This is a genomic window from Streptomyces sp. PL-25 (genome assembly GCF_058344915.1).
The window spans coordinates 511,950-526,255 of record NZ_CP136997.1; the positions used below are offsets into that span (position 1 = coordinate 511,950).

Consider the following 14,306-nt stretch of genomic DNA (forward strand, 5'->3'; position numbering starts at 1 on the left):
ATGCATGGGGCCGGGTCGGTTCCCGGCTCGTCGGTCGTCGGACAAGACCGGTGCGCACCGCTCTCCGGTTCCGTAATGTCCCGGAAAACTGTCACAGTTCCGAAAGACGAAGAGGGTTGCCCGGTGTTCCGGCCAGATCCGGTCCGGTCCCTCCGGCTCGAATGCATCCGGCGGGTCCGGGAACCCGGCACAGGCCGTACACCCCTCACGTCTGGAGAGGACCATGAGTCTGCTGCGCGTGGCCGGTCGTCCCCTGCTCGCCTCCATGTTCGTCGTCGGCGGCCTGAACTCCGTCCGCAACCCCGAGGCCGTCACCCCGCTGGCCGAACCGGTCGTCCGTCCGGTCACCGAACGCGTGGCCCTCCTGCCCGACCGGACCGAACAGGTCGTACGGCTCAGCGGGGGTGTGCAGGTCGCCGCCGGTGTGCTGCTCGGTCTCGGGCGGCTCCCCCGGCTCTCCGCCCTGGCGCTGGCGGCCACGCTGGTGCCGACCACGCTGGCCGGGCACCGCTTCTGGGAGGCGAAGGACCCCGGCGAGCGGGCGCAGCAGCGCATCCACTTCCTGAAGAACCTCTCCATGCTCGGTGGGCTGCTCATCGCCGCCGACGACACCGGTGCCGCGCCGTCGTGGCTGTGGCGCGGCCGGCACCGGGCCCATGAGCTGCGGCGCGACGCCGCTCTGGTGCGGCGTTCGGTCCGGGCGACTGCGGGACCGGCCGCCGCGGTCGGCGGCCTGCGGGCCAGGCTGCCGGGCTGAGCCCCGGCGGCGCACGCAGGACTTCGCGGGCCCCAGCCGGTGTACGGCTGGGGCCCGCGAAGTCCTGCGTGACGGCGGCGTCAGGGCTTGAGGGTGTCCTTGCCCTTCTCCTTGGCCTGGCGCGCGTCGCCCTTGGTCTTCTCGGCGCGGCCCTCGGCGGTCATCCGCTCGTTGCCCACGGTGCGGCCGACCGTCTCCTTGGCCTTGCCCTTCATCTGTTCCTTCTTGCCTTTGGCCTTCTGGTCTCCAGCCACGGTCGCTCACTCCCAGCCGTGATCGAGGTCGGTGTCACCGCGCCGGGTGTCCTGTGCGGTGCGCGGCAAACCTGGCCCCGGTCCGGGCGTACCGCGTCCGGGGGAACCCCCGCCGCGCGTTGCGCACCTGTCCGTACGGCCGTCGGAGTGAACGGAGCCGTCCGGACCCGGCGAGGGGGTGCGCGCGGGCCCGCCGGACGCCGGGGCCGGGGGCCGCCGCCGGTGGTCGCGGCGCCAGTCGAGGACGGCCACCGCCAGGGACGCCAGCATCGCCACGAGCGCGGAGCCCACGGCCAGCGCAACGGCGGCGCGGTAATCCTGTCCGGTGGCGGCGAGCACTGCGTAGAACAGGCCGGGCAGCGCGGCCGTGCCCACGGCGCCGCCCAGGCGCTGGCCGGTCTGGAGGGCGCCGCCCGCCGCCCCGGCCATCCGCACGGGTACGTCGCGGAGCGTCATCGTCACGTTCGGTGAGATGACGCAGCCGCTGCCGAGCCCGCCGACGAGCAGGGCGGGCGCCGCGAGCCAGGTGAGCATGGCGGGCGGGGCGGAGTGCAGGATCAGCGCGGTGGCGCCGAGGCCGAGCACCACCGCGACCAGGCCGCAGACCGTGAGCAGCCGTCCCAGCCGCTCCACCAGGCGCCCGGAGACGACCGCGGCGGCGGCCGAGCCGATGGCGAACGGCGTCACCGCGAGCCCGGAGCGCAGCGGCTCGTAGCCCAGGCCGTTCTGGAAGAAGAGCGCGAACACCAGCCATACGCCGCTGAAGCCCACGAAGTACAGCGCGCCGAGCGCGGTGCCCAGGCCGTAGCCGCGGGTGCCGGTGAGCAGCCGCGGGTCCAGCAGCGGCTGTCCGTCGCGGGCCGCCACCCGCGCCTCCCACCGGGCGAAGCAGGCCAGCAGCAGCGCGCCGAGCGGGAACAGCCACCACAGCCGGTGCAGGCCGCCGCTCTCGGCGAAGACCAGGGGCAGCATCAGGGCCAGGACGCCGGTGCCGAGCAGGGTCACGCCGGGCAGGTCGAGCCGTTCCCGGCGGCCGGGCGCCACCTTGGGCAGCAGCCGCAGGCCGAGCAGCAGGGCGACGGCGCCGACGGGGACGTTCACGTAGAAGATCCAGCGCCAGCCCTGGGTGCCGTGGGCCAGGGCGAGGATCAGGCCGCCGGTGATCGGCCCGACCGCGCTGGAGACGCCCACGACGGCGCCGAAGAGGCCGAAGGCGCGTCCGCGTTCGGCCCCGCGGAACATCTGCTGGATCAGCGCGGAGTTCTGCGGGGCCAGGCAGCCCGCGCAGGCGCCCTGGGCGAGGCGGGCCACGACGAGCCAGGTGATGCTGGGCGCGGCACCGGCACCGGCGCTGCACAGCACGAAGCCGGCCAGGGCGCACAGGAAGATCCGGCGGCGGCCCATCGCGTCGCCGAGGCGGCCTGCGGGCACCAGGACCAGGGCGAACGCCAGGGCGTAGCCGGACACCACCCACTGCACGGAGGACGCCGAGGTGCCCAGGTCGCGCTGCATGGACGGCAGCGCCACGGCCACGATGGTGACGTCGAGCAGGCTCATGAAGCCGGTCGCCAGCGTGACCCACAGGGCCTTCCAGCGCCTGGGGTCGGGCGTGCCCGCCGGGTCGCCGCGGCGACCGCCGGACCGCACTTGCCTGTTCACCCACGCTCCTCCCGGTCGCGGCTCGCGGGCGCGCACCGGCCGTCGGCGTCCCGCGCGCTCCAGGGGCGCGTTCCCCGGGCCGCGGAGCGGAACACCCTCACGGACACGATCGCCGCTCAGCGCGTCCGGGGCCACTTCAGCGCGTCGCGTCCGGCGCGCGCGGCCGGCCGCGCGCGCCGGCCCCCGTGGGTGAAATCGCTCCGGTGGAGAAATAATGGTGTGAGAGGTTGGAAGCCGGGTACACGCTGCCCAGGCCGCACTCGGTGACGGGGCGGTCACGACGGGCAGGAACAGCAGCTGAGAGGGAGGGCCGCGCGATGGCGTTGACCGCGGAGGCGAAGGCGATCCGAGCTCGGACGGAGCTGCCGGAGGTGCCCGACCCCTCACAGGTCGCGCCGACCGACGCACGCGCTCTGTCCCGGGTGTTCTTCGACCGGCTCGCGCACCTGGAAGAGGGCACGCACGAGTACCAGTACGCCCGCAACACGCTGATCGAGATGAACATGTCGCTGGTGCGGTACGCGGCGGGCCGCTTCCGCAGCCGGGGTCCCCAGGAGATGGAGGACATCGTCCAGGTCGGCATGATCGGCCTGATCAAGGCGATCGACCGGTTCGAGATCTCCCGCGAGGTGGAGTTCACCTCCTTCGCGGTGCCGTACATCGTCGGCGAGATCAAGCGTTTCTTCCGGGACACCACCTGGGCCGTGCATGTGCCGCGGCGGCTCCAGGAGGCCCGGGTGGAGCTGGCCAAGGCCACCGAGGAGCTGAGCAGCCGGCTCGGGCGCAAGCCCACCACCAAGGAGCTGGCGGAGCTGATGAACCTCCCCGAGCAGGAGGTCATCGACGCCCGGGTGGCGTCCAACGGCTACACGTCCGCGTCCCTGGACGCCGCCGTCAGCAGCAGCGAGGACGGCGAGAGCGTCCTGGCCGACTTCATCGGCGCCGAGGACATGGGCATGGAGCTGGTGGAGGATCTGCACAGCCTCGCGCCGCTGCTGGAGGAGCTGGACGATCGGGACCGGCAGATCATCCACATGCGGTTCGTCGAGGAGCTGACGCAGGCGCAGATCGGCGAGCGGCTGGGGATCTCGCAGATGCATGTCTCGCGGCTGCTCAACCGGCTGCTGGGGCGGCTGCGGCAGGGCCTGCTGAGCGTGCACTGAGCGGTCGTCGCGGCCGGCGCGCGCCGGCCGCGCCAGCGTGACGCCGAGGACGGGCGCCGGTCCCGGGAGGAGATCCCGGGACCGGCGCCCGTTCCCACGCGTGCGGGTGGTCAGCGGGTCACGGTGTGCCGCTCGTCGGGGACGCAGTGGGTCATGGTCAGGCCCTCCACGTCGCGCGGCGGGTTCTCGCCCAGCCGGGACAGCCGCTTGCGGTCCTCGTCGGTGAGGTCCTGCCCGGCCAGCGGCTCAAGACCCGCCACGTCCTGGGGCGAGACGCCGATGCCCTCGCCGACCCTCACGCCCAGCTCGTTCTCGACCAGCAGGAAGTGCCACACCATGCGCTCCTGCACCGGCCGGTCGCACCGGGAGAGCTGGCCCACCAGGTTCTTCACGAGGTCGTCGCGCTCCCACTGCTCCATCAGCAGATAGCGCTGGCCGGCCTGCTGGTAGTCGTTGGCGCGCGGGATGCGGGCGCGGGTCAGCCGGCCGCGGATCTCGGGCCCCTGCTCCTCGTGCGCGGGGTACACCGCCTCCTGGAGGCCGCCCGTGATGGACGGCTCGTAGTTGACGAGGGGATTCGCTCCGCCGCCGTCGATGTGGTACGTCATCTGGCCGTCGCGCTGGTTGGTGTGCACCGGCGCGTGCTTGGGCTGGTTGACCGGGAGCTGGAGGTAGTTGGGGCCGACCCGGTAGCGCTGGGTGTCGCTGTAGGAGAAGGTGCGGCCGACCAGCATCTTGTCGTCGGAGAAGTCCAGGCCGTCGACGAGGACGCCGGTGCCGAAGGAGATCTGCTCGTTGTCCGCAAAGTAGTTCTCCGGCATCCGGTCGAGGACCATCCGGCCCACCGGCCGGGGCGGGAAGTCCTGCTCGGGCCAGGTCTTGGTGTCGTCCAGCGGGTCGAAGTCCAGCTCCGGGTGGTCGTTGTCGTCCATCATCTGCACGAGCAGTTCCCACTCGGGGTACTCGCCGCGCGCGACCGCCTCGTAGAGGTCCTTGGTCGCGTGGCCCAGGGACTGCGCCTGGACGTTGGCCGCGTCCTCCTCCGTCATGCTGCGCACGCCCTGCTTGGGCATCCAGTGGTACTTGACGAGGACGGTGCGGCCCTCGTCGTTGACCCACTTGTAGGTGTTGACGCCGAAGCCCTGCATGTGCCGGTAGTCGGCGGGGATGCCGCGCGGGCTGAACAGGTTGACCAGCATGTGCATCGACTCGGGCGTCTGCGACATGAAGTCGAAGATCCGCCGGGGCTGCTGCTCGAAGGTCACCGGGTCGGGCTTGAGGGCGTGGATGACGTCGGGGAACTTGATGGCGTCCCGGATGAAGAAGACGCCGAGGTTGTTGCCGACGAGGTCCCAGTTGCCGTCCTCGGTGTAGAACTTCACCGCGAAGCCGCGCGGGTCGCGGGCGGTCTCGGCGGAGTCGCGGCCGCCGATCACCGTGGAGAAGCGGACGGCGAGTTCGGTGCGCCTGCCGCGCTCCTGGAACAGCCTGGCCCGGGTGTGGCGGCCGATCGGCTCGTCGCCCCAGGCGCCGTACGCCTCGAAGTAGCCGTACGCCGTCACTCCTCGGGCGTGCACCACCCGCTCCGGGATGCGCTCCCGGTCGAAGTGGCTGATCTTCTCCAGGAACTGGTAGTTCTCCAGCGTCGCGGGGCCGCGGGCGCCGACGGTCCGCTGGTTCTGGTTGTCGTAGACGGGATGGCCCTGCCGGTTGGTGAGGGCCTTCGGGTCGTCGCCCGGACCCTTGCTGGATACGTCCGTCATGCCCGTGGACTCCTTCGACGTCGTCGGCTCGGTCCCGCGTGGCGGCCGCGGGCCGCTGGCGGATCGCCGTCCGGCACGACGCGGCGGTACGCACACGCACCACCGGGTGACCTTTTCACCCGTATCCACGCGGATATGTTCACCTTCGCACCGTTGCCCGCGCCCCACGGCCGGGGTTAGGCCGTCCGGCAGGGCCGGATCCCGGACCGTTCCGGCTCAGCCGTCCACCCGGCCGTCCGCGGGGTCCGGGACGCGGCCGGCGGGAGGGGCGGGGGCGGCATCGCCGGCGAGGGTCTGCTGGGCGTGCGGGACGACGCGGATCAGCCTCAGGACGCCCCAGACGATGAGGCCGGCGCCCGCCAGTTCCGGCAGGAGCCAGACGCCCGTTCGGATGTGCTCGCCGAAGAGGGTGACGCCCAGCAGCAGGCTCACGGTGGCGTCCCCGATGGTCAGGGCGGGCTGGGAGGCGGCCAGCGAACCGGCCTGGAGGGCGTTCTCCAGGAGCAGCAGCGAGCAGACCCCGACGACGGCGAACCCGTAGGTCTGCCAGGTGGTGAGGAAGGCGGTGAAGCCGTCGGCGTCCAGGATGCCGCTCGCGGACTTCAGCAGGGCGGCGGTCAGCGCATTGCCGATGGCGGCGGCGGCCGCCAGGGCGGCGGCGCGCAGCAGGGGCGAGCGTCCGGGGCGGGCCAGGGCGAACGCCCCGGCCATCGCCCCCAGGCAGCCGATCAGCGCGGGCACCCAGCGGACCATGGGCGCCTGGTCGTGGGATCCGGAGGGCGAGGCGGCGACCAGGACCAGGGCGAGCCCGGCGACGACTCCGGCGACGGCGGCCCAGCCCCGGGCGGGCAGGCCCCGGCGCATGAGGGAGCCCGCGATGAGCAGGGCGAACGGCAGTTCCATGATGAACAGCGGCTGCACCAGCGCCAGCGGCCCGTTGACCAGCGCGAGCGCCTGGAACATGGCGGAGGCGACGACCCCGCAGATGCCCGCGAGCCACACGGGATGCCGGGCCAGGGCCAGCAGCAGCCGCAGTCCCCCGCCGGTGGGCACGGCGGAGGCGGCCTTCCGCTGGAAGGCGGTCCCCACGGCGTTGCTCGCGGCGCCCATGACGGCGAAGAACACGGCCAGCCCGATCACAGGTCCACCATGCCCGACGCGCGGCGTTCCGTCCTGCCGCGACGAAGGGGGCCGGGCGAGGCGACGCCGGACGGGACGACGGGGACGGACGCGACGCCGGGCGGGGCGGCGGGGTACGTTCGGGAGGCCGGTCCGCGACCATCATGAGGTCTTTGACTTGTCATAAGTTAGGCTTATGACCTCATAGATCGGACCCGCGTACCCACTTAGGCTTGCCTTAGTTTAGGGTTGCCGTCGAGTCGTCGTTTCACCGCTCGAAGGGAACCTGATCATGCCGCGCCCCCTGCGGGTAGCCATCGTCGGAGCCGGCCCCGCCGGCATCTACGCCGCCGACGCTCTTCTCAAGTCCGGCGTGGCCACCGACCCGGGTGTGTCCATCGACCTCTTCGAGCGGATGCCGGCGCCGTTCGGCCTGATCCGCTACGGCGTCGCCCCCGACCACCCCCGGATCAAGGGCATCGTCACGGCCCTGCACCAGGTGCTGGACAAGCCCCAGATCCGTCTGTTCGGCAACGTCGACTACCCGGGCGACATCAGCCTGGACGACCTGCGCGCCTTCTACGACGCCGTGATCTTCTCCACCGGCGCCACCGCCGACCGGGCGCTGTCCGTGCCCGGCGCCGACCTGGACGGCTCCTACGGCGCCGCCGACTTCGTCTCCTGGTACGACGGGCACCCGGACGTGCCGCGCACCTGGCCGCTCCAGGCCGAGAAGGTCGCCGTCCTCGGCGTCGGCAACGTCGCCCTGGACGTGGCCCGCATCCTCGCCAAGACCGCCGACGAGCTGCTGCCCACCGAGATCCCGCCGAACGTCTACGAGGGCCTGAAGGCCAACAAGGCGCTGGAGATCCACGTGTTCGGCCGCCGCGGTCCCGCGCAGGCGAAGTTCAGCCCGATGGAGCTGCGGGAGCTGGACCACTCCCCCAACATCGAGGTCATCGTGGACCCCGAGGACATCGACTACGACGAGGGCTCCATCGCCACCCGGCGCGGCAACAAGCAGGCCGACATGGTCGCCAAGACGCTGGAGAACTGGGCGATCCGCGACGTCGGCGACCGCCCGCACAAGCTGTTCCTGCACTTCTTCGAGTCCCCGGCGGAGATCCTCGGCGCGGACGGCCGGGTCACCGGTCTGCGCACCGAGCGCACCGAGCTGGACGGCACCGGCAACGTCAAGGGCACCGGCGCCTTCAAGGACTGGGACGTCACGGCCGTCTACCGCGCCGTGGGCTACCTCTCCGACCGGCTGCCGAAGCTGCCCTGGGACGAGGACTCGGGCACCGTCCCGGACGAGGCCGGGCGGATCATCGGCGAGACCGGCGAGCATGTGCAGTCGGCGTACGTGACCGGCTGGATCCGGCGCGGTCCGGTGGGCCTGATCGGCCACACCAAGGGCGACGCCAACGAGACGGTCGCCAGCCTGCTGGACGACTACGCCTCCGGCCGGCTGCACACCCCGGCCTCCCCTGACCCGGAGGCCGTCGACGCCTTCCTGGCCGAGCACGGCGTCCGGTTCACGACCTGGGACGGCTGGTACCGCCTCGACGCCGCGGAGAAGGCGCTCGGCGAGCCGCAGGGCCGCGAGCGCGTGAAGATCGTCGAGCGCGAGGACATGCTCGGGGCGAGCGGCGCGTAGCACCGGCACCGCGACGCCCCCGGCCCCGGCCCCGGCCCCGTACGACGGACGAGCCGTGCCCCCTCGAAGGCGGCACGGCTCGTCCGTCGGTGGTGCGCCGGTGCGCCGAGGCGCACCACGCCGCCCGAAGGCGCCGTTACTTGTTCGCGCACGCGTTCCCGGTGGCGGGGTTGAGCAGCCCGATCACGTCGATCGAGTTGCCGCACAGGTTCAGGCCGAGGTCGATGGGGACCTGGATGACATTGCCGGAGAGCACTCCGGGGCTGCCCACCGCGACGCCCTCCGCACCGGCATCGGCGGCGGCGGTTCCCGCGCACGTCATCAGGGCCGCACCCGCCAGGACCGCGGCGGCCGTCATTCGGATCCTCATGGAGAACTCCTGTCGTTGGAAGGGGTACGTGCCTCCACACTGAGGGCGTCCGCCGCCCAGGGGTGGGAGGCGGCGGCCGAACGGAGTAGCCACGTCAGCCTCCCCGGGGGCCGGGCTGGGCCGAACGGGGTGTGGCGGCGGGCCGGACGCGGGGCTCGGCGGCGGTGGGACCGGAGCCGCGTCAACGCCGTACCCCCACGCACCGCGGGTTCCAGGTGCTCCGCCGACGCATCCGGGCCCGGCCGGAGTGCGGCGGCGCACCACCGCGCTGACCTCCGCCGGAGCCCGTCGCGGCGGACCGTGGGCGCCCGTGGGCACCGACCGCGCGGCCCCGGCCACCGGCCCCGCCGAACCGATCATGATCCGCTGCGGTGATACTGGGAGACGACCGCCGTCCCCGCCCGCAGATTGGCCCATGTCGAACTCTCCCGCTCCCCGTCCCGCGGCCCCGCCCACCGTGTGGTGCGCCCGAGGCCGCCACTGTGGCCCCGCTCCGGCGGACGCCGTACGGCGCCACCTGGAGAAGCTGGAGGCCGACTCCGTCCTGCACAGCCACACCGAGCCGGACGACGTCGACCTCTCCCGTGAGCATGTCTTCGAGGCGCGCTGGCTGGCCCCGGGCGAGGTGACCGTGCGCGCCCGGCTCTCGCTCTCGCCGCTGCGGGGCGCCGCCGACGAACAGCAGTGGACGCTGATCGCCGAGGCGGAGCAGCCCTGGAACCCGCGCTGGCCCTCTCCCGCCTCGATGTTCTGGCCGGGCCGGCCGCCCCGGCCGCCCCGGCCGGCCGGGGCGGAGGAGCCCGGCACCGGCTGGGACCACGAGGCCGTCACCGGACTGCGGCTCGGCGACGTCAACCAGCTGCCCGAGGACGACAAGGAGCTGCGGCGGGTGCTGCGGCACGCCGTGCGCGACACCTGGTGCGTCCATGTCGTCGTGCACGAGGCCATGACACCCGACGAGCGCGGCCGCCCGGCGCTGGTGCGGCTGCTGCCCGAGGGTCTGCGGCACCGGGTCGTGGAGCACCGCGCCGCCCCGCAGCGCCTGCGGGCCGTGAACTGGGTGCTGGACGACTACGGGGCCCGGGTCCCCCGGGGCGGCGCCGTCGTCCTGCCCGGCAGCCCGGCGGCCCCCGGCTACGAGGCGGAGCGGTTCTCCGTGCGCAGCGTCTTCCTCGACGGCAACGAGCCGACCGAGGTCCTGGACGCGGTACGGCGGTTCGACGCGCTGCCGAGGCCGCTGCCCGAGGGCGGCGACCAGGCGCTGACGGTGCTGCGCGAGCAGTGGCACCTGATGACGATGGAGGAGGAACTGGTCCGCGCGCGCGAGCTGGTGGCCATGTACGCCGAGGCCCTGGACGCGATGACGAAGTCCCGGGACCTGTACCGCGACGCGGCCGAGCGCGCCAACGAGGCGCTCGCCGTGTACCGCGAGGCCGCGGGCGCGGAGGGTGTCCCGCCGGTCCGCAGGCCGGCCGCCGGTCCGGCCGGGCTCTCGCCCTTCCAGCACCTGGCCCGCGGTCTGGAGCGGCTCAAGGGCGGTGCCCTCGCCCGGCGCGCGGCTGCGCCGCCGGAACCGGAGGCGCAGCCGTCGCAGGCACCGCCGGTCCCCTCGCCGCCCCCGCCCCCGCCACCACCACCACCGCCCGCACTCCGGGACGGCGATGCCGCGAAGGGCCCGGCCGGGGACTGACACACCGCCCGGCCGGGAGGCGGGGCCGTCCCTGTCCGCAGGGCCGGCCGGGTGCCGTCCGCGCGGGCGGCCCGGGGCTCGCGGCGTGTCCGGACGTGTCAGGTGCCGCTGTGTGGATACGCGGTCTGCACCGCATCACGCGTCCGGAAGGTCATCCACGCCATGGGCAGCGACCAGCACACCGGGCACCGTTCCGGAACCTCGTTCCGGGTCAACGGCGAGCCCCACACCCTCCTCCTGGACCACCGCCGCGTCCTGCTGGACGTGCTGCGGGAGGATCTCGGTCTCACCGGGGCGAAGAAGGGCTGCGACCACGGCCAGTGCGGAGCCTGCACGGTCCTCGTCGACGGGCGCCGGACGAACGGCTGCCTGCTGCTCGCCGTCACCCTGGAGGGGCGCGAGGTGACGACCGTCGAGGGTCTGGCGGACGACGACGGGGAACTGCACCCGCTCCAGCAGGCGTTCCTGGACCGGGACGCCTTCCAGTGCGGCTACTGCACCCCGGGCCAGCTCTGCTCCGCCGTGGGCGTGCTGGCCGAGGCCGCGGCCGGCCACCCCTCGCACGTCACCGGCCCCGCCGCAGCCCCCGGCCGTCCCGTCCCGCTGGATCCGCGCGAGATCCGGGAGCGGATGAGCGGCAACCTGTGCCGCTGCGGGGCCTATCCGCGCATCGTCGAGGCCGTGGAGGACGTCGTCCCGTGAAACCCTTCGGCTACCTACGGGCGGGCAGTGTGGACGAGGCGGCGGACGCCTTCGCCGCGCACCCCGGGGCCCGCTATCTCGGCGGCGGCACCAATCTGGTCGACCTGATGAAACTGGGCGTGGAGCGCCCGGACTTCCTCGTCGACGTGACCGGGCTGCCGCTGGACACGGTGCAGGAACTGCCCGACGGCTCGCTGCGGGTGGGCGCCACCGTGCGCAACAGCGACCTCGCGGCGCACCCCCTGGTCCGCGACCGCTGGCCGGTGCTGTCGCAGGCGCTGCTCGCGGGCGCCTCCGGCCAGTTGCGCAACGCCGCCACCACCGGCGGCAACCTGATGCAGCGCACCCGCTGCCCGTACTTCCAGGACCTGTCCAAGCCGTGCGCCAAGCGGGAGCCCGGCAGCGGCTGCGGCGCCCTGGAGAGCGTGCACCGCGACCACGCCGTGCTCGGGTACTCCGACCGGTGCATCGCCACCAACCCCTCGGACATGGCGGTGGCCCTGTCCGCCCTGGACGCGCACGTGGAGCTGTACGGGACGGAGGGCGCGCGCAGCGTCCCGGCGGCCGAGTTCCACCGGCTGCCCGGCGAGCATCCGGAGCGGGACACCGCACTGCGTCCCGGCGAGCTGATCACCTCCGTGGTGCTCCCGGCGGCGGCCGCACATCTGCCCTCGGCGTACCGCAAGGCCCGCGACCGGGCCTCCTACGCCTTCGCCCTCGCCTCGGTCGCGGTGGTGCTGCGGGTCGCGGACGGTGTCGTGGCGCACGCGGGGATCGCCTTCGGGGCGCTGGCCCACCGGCCGTGGCGGGCGCGGCGCGCCGAGGAGGCCCTGCTCGGCTCACCGGTCACCGCCGAGGCGTTCGCGGACGCCGTCGACCGGGAGCTCGCCGCGGCCCGGCCGCTGCGGGACAACGCCTACAAGGTGCCGCTGGCCCGCAATCTCGCCGTGGACGTGCTGACCCGGCTCGCCGAGCCCGCCACGGTCTGATCCCGGGCCGCACGGCGCCGCGCCTCGTTCCACCGCCCACCCCAGTCACAGGAGGACCCCATGTCCGTCGCCGCGACCGTGCTGGGCGCTCCCGTCGAGCGCCGCGAAGGACGCCTGAAGGTCACCGGCGGCGCCCGCTACGCCGCCGAGTACCGGCTGCCGGGCCGGGTCCACGCCTGGCCGGTGCCGGCGGCGGTGGCCCGGGGCCGGGTGACGGCGGTCGACACCGCCGCCGCTCTGGCGCTGCCCGGCGTCCTGACGGTCCTCACCTGCGAGAACGCCCCGCGAATGGCGGAACCGGAGGACGCGGCGCTCGCCGTGCTCCAGGACCCGCGGGTGCCGCACCGCGGCTGGTTCGTCGCCCTGGCCGTGGCCGAGTCCCCGGAGGCGGCGCGGGCCGCCGCCGAGGCGGTCGAGGTCACGTACGCGCAGGAGGAGCACGACGTCACGCTGCGCGTGGACCATCCGGGCGCCTACGAGCCGGAGACCGCCAACGGCGGCTTCCCCGGCCGCCGCGAACACGGCCATCCGGAGAGCGCGTTCGCCGCCTCCGCCGTCCGGGTCGATGTCGGCTACAGCGTGCCGCCGCTGCACAACCACCCGATGGAACCGCACTCCAGCACGGCCCACTGGGGCCACGGCCGGCTGACCGTGTACGCCTCCAGCCAGGGCGGCACGGCGATGCGCGACACGCTGGCCCAGATGTTCGAGCTGCCCCAGGAGCGGATCACCGTCGTCTCCGAGCACGTCGGGGGCGGCTTCGGCTCCAAGGGCACCGCCCGCCCCGACACGGTGCTCGCCGTGCTGGCCGCCAAGGCGACCGGGCGGCCGGTGACGGTGGCGCTGCCGCGCCGCTTCCTGCCCGCGGTGGTCGGCCACCGGGCACCCACCCTGCACCGGATCCGCCTGGGCGCCGACGCCGACGGCCGGCTGACCTCCCTGACCCATGTGGCCACCACCTGGACCTCGCGCATCAAGGAGTTCGTGGAGCAGGCGGCGGTGCCCGGCCGTGTCATGTACGCCGTGCCGCAGAGCCTCACCACGCACCGGGTGGTGCCCCTCGACGTGCCCTCGCCCTCCTGGATGCGCGCGCCGGGCGAGGCGCCCGGTATGTACGCCCTGGAGTCCGCCCTGGACGAACTGGCCGGTGAGCTGGGCATGGACCCGGTGGAACTGCGGGTGCGCAACGAGCCCGACCGGGAGCCGGACAGCGGCAGGCCGTTCAGCAGCAGGCACCTCGTGGAGTGCCTGCGCGAGGGCGCCCGCCGCTTCGGCTGGGCCCACCGCGACCCGCGGCCCCGGTCCCGGGCGGAGGGGCCCCTGCTGATCGGCACGGGCGTGGCCTCGGCCACGTACCCGGTGTACGTGCAGCCGTCCGCCGCCCGAGCACGGGCGCTGCCCGACGGCGCGTTCGTGGTCGGGATCAACGCCACCGACATCGGGACCGGGGCCCGGACGGTGCTGGCCCAGGTGGCGGCGGACGCGCTGGACGTGCCGCTGGACCTGGTGCGCACGGAGGTGGGGGACAGCGATCTGCCGCCCGCCTCGCTGGCCGGCGGCTCCTCCGGGACCGCGTCGTGGGGCTGGGCCGTGCACGAGGCGTGCCGACGGCTCAAGGAGCGGCTCGCCGACCACGCCGGGCCTCCGCCCGGGGCGGGGCTCAGCGCGCGTGCGGACACCACCGGCCAGGCCGACGCGGGGAGCGCCTTCGCCCGGCACGCCTTCGGGGCGCACTTCGCCGAGGTCGCCGTCGACACGGTGACCGGCGAGGTGCGGGTGCGCCGGATGCTCGGCGTGTTCGCCGCCGGACGGATCCTGAACGCCCGTACCGCCCGCTCGCAGTTCATCGGCGGCATGACCATGGGGCTCGGCATGGCCCTGACCGAGGGCAGCACCATGGACCCGGTCTTCGGGGACTTCGTGGAGTCGGACCTGGCGTCGTACCACGTGCCGGTGCACGCGGACGTGCCGGACGTGGAGGCGTACTGGGTCGAGGAGACCGACACCCGGCTCAACCCGATGGGGAGCAAGGGGATCGGTGAGATCGGCATCGTGGGCAGCGCGGCGGCCGTCGGCAACGCCGTCCACCACGCCACCGGGGTCCGCTTCCGTGAGCTGCCGCTGACGCCGGACAAGGTGCTGGGCGGGCTGGCCGGGTGACCGGCCGTCCGGTCCCGGCCCCC

The 14,306-nt window shown here is 73.9% G+C and carries 12 protein-coding genes; 7 read left to right on the top strand and 5 right to left on the bottom strand.

The genetic code is table 11. The features are described from left to right. Positions 1-223 precede the first annotated feature (223 nt). Positions 224-757, top strand: a complete 534-nt coding sequence (locus R4Z62_RS02125) for a DoxX family membrane protein (RefSeq protein WP_491518976.1) — start codon at positions 224-226, stop codon at positions 755-757. An 80-nt stretch (positions 758-837) separates the two neighbouring features. Here R4Z62_RS02125 and R4Z62_RS02130 read toward each other — a convergent pair whose 3' ends face one another. Further along, positions 838-1,011 (bottom strand): CsbD family protein, encoded by a 174-nt coding sequence (locus R4Z62_RS02130; RefSeq protein ID WP_064531136.1) that lies wholly within the window; start codon positions 1,009-1,011, stop codon positions 838-840. A gap of 6 nt (positions 1,012-1,017) precedes the next feature. Further along, complete coding sequence (locus tag R4Z62_RS02135) at positions 1,018-2,670, bottom strand: MFS transporter (protein WP_491518977.1); 1,653 nt, start codon at positions 2,668-2,670, stop codon at positions 1,018-1,020. A gap of 317 nt (positions 2,671-2,987) precedes the next feature. On the opposite strand from R4Z62_RS02135, the gene R4Z62_RS02140 reads away from it, so the two are divergent. After that, a complete protein-coding gene (locus R4Z62_RS02140; RefSeq protein ID WP_382852418.1) occupies positions 2,988-3,833 on the top strand; it encodes a SigB/SigF/SigG family RNA polymerase sigma factor in 846 nt (281 codons plus the stop codon). 110 nt (positions 3,834-3,943) lie between these two features. On the opposite strand, the gene R4Z62_RS02145 is transcribed toward R4Z62_RS02140, so the two are convergent. After that, positions 3,944-5,596 carry a catalase gene (locus tag R4Z62_RS02145; protein ID WP_064531139.1) on the bottom strand — a complete coding sequence of 551 codons (1,653 nt, stop codon included), beginning with the start codon at positions 5,594-5,596 and terminating at the stop codon, positions 3,944-3,946. Positions 5,597-5,812: 216 nt separating this feature from the next. Continuing rightward, the gene (locus R4Z62_RS02150) at positions 5,813-6,736 is read right to left on the bottom strand and encodes a DMT family transporter (protein ID WP_389601816.1); all 924 of its coding nucleotides are present in this window, start codon (positions 6,734-6,736) and stop codon (positions 5,813-5,815) included. Between the two features lie 271 nt (positions 6,737-7,007). On the opposite strand from R4Z62_RS02150, the gene R4Z62_RS02155 reads away from it, so the two are divergent. Then, entirely contained in the window at positions 7,008-8,372 is a 1,365-nt protein-coding gene (locus R4Z62_RS02155; RefSeq protein ID WP_491518978.1) for an FAD-dependent oxidoreductase, read from the top strand. A gap of 136 nt (positions 8,373-8,508) precedes the next feature. Here the strand turns inward: R4Z62_RS02155 and R4Z62_RS02160 are convergent, their stop codons facing one another. Next, positions 8,509-8,742 carry a chaplin gene (locus R4Z62_RS02160; RefSeq protein ID WP_026252304.1) on the bottom strand — a complete coding sequence of 78 codons (234 nt, stop codon included), beginning with the start codon at positions 8,740-8,742 and terminating at the stop codon, positions 8,509-8,511. 415 nt (positions 8,743-9,157) lie between these two features. Between R4Z62_RS02160 and R4Z62_RS02165 the strand changes: the two genes are divergently transcribed. The 4 genes from R4Z62_RS02165 to R4Z62_RS02180 all read left to right on the top strand — a co-directional run bounded on the left by R4Z62_RS02165 (position 9,158) and on the right by R4Z62_RS02180 (position 14,283). Next, a complete protein-coding gene (locus R4Z62_RS02165) occupies positions 9,158-10,432 on the top strand; it encodes a hypothetical protein (protein WP_491518979.1) in 1,275 nt (424 codons plus the stop codon). Positions 10,433-10,594: 162 nt separating this feature from the next. Continuing rightward, complete coding sequence (locus R4Z62_RS02170; protein WP_355485554.1) at positions 10,595-11,134, top strand: (2Fe-2S)-binding protein; 540 nt, start codon at positions 10,595-10,597, stop codon at positions 11,132-11,134. Further along, positions 11,131-12,123, top strand: a complete 993-nt coding sequence (locus R4Z62_RS02175) for an FAD binding domain-containing protein (RefSeq protein WP_491518980.1) — start codon at positions 11,131-11,133, stop codon at positions 12,121-12,123. The genes R4Z62_RS02170 and R4Z62_RS02175 overlap by 4 nt, the downstream gene beginning before the upstream one ends. 60 nt (positions 12,124-12,183) lie before the next feature. Further along, positions 12,184-14,283, top strand: a complete 2,100-nt coding sequence (locus R4Z62_RS02180) for a xanthine dehydrogenase family protein molybdopterin-binding subunit (RefSeq protein ID WP_491518981.1) — start codon at positions 12,184-12,186, stop codon at positions 14,281-14,283. The last annotated feature ends 23 nt before the right edge of the window (positions 14,284-14,306 follow it).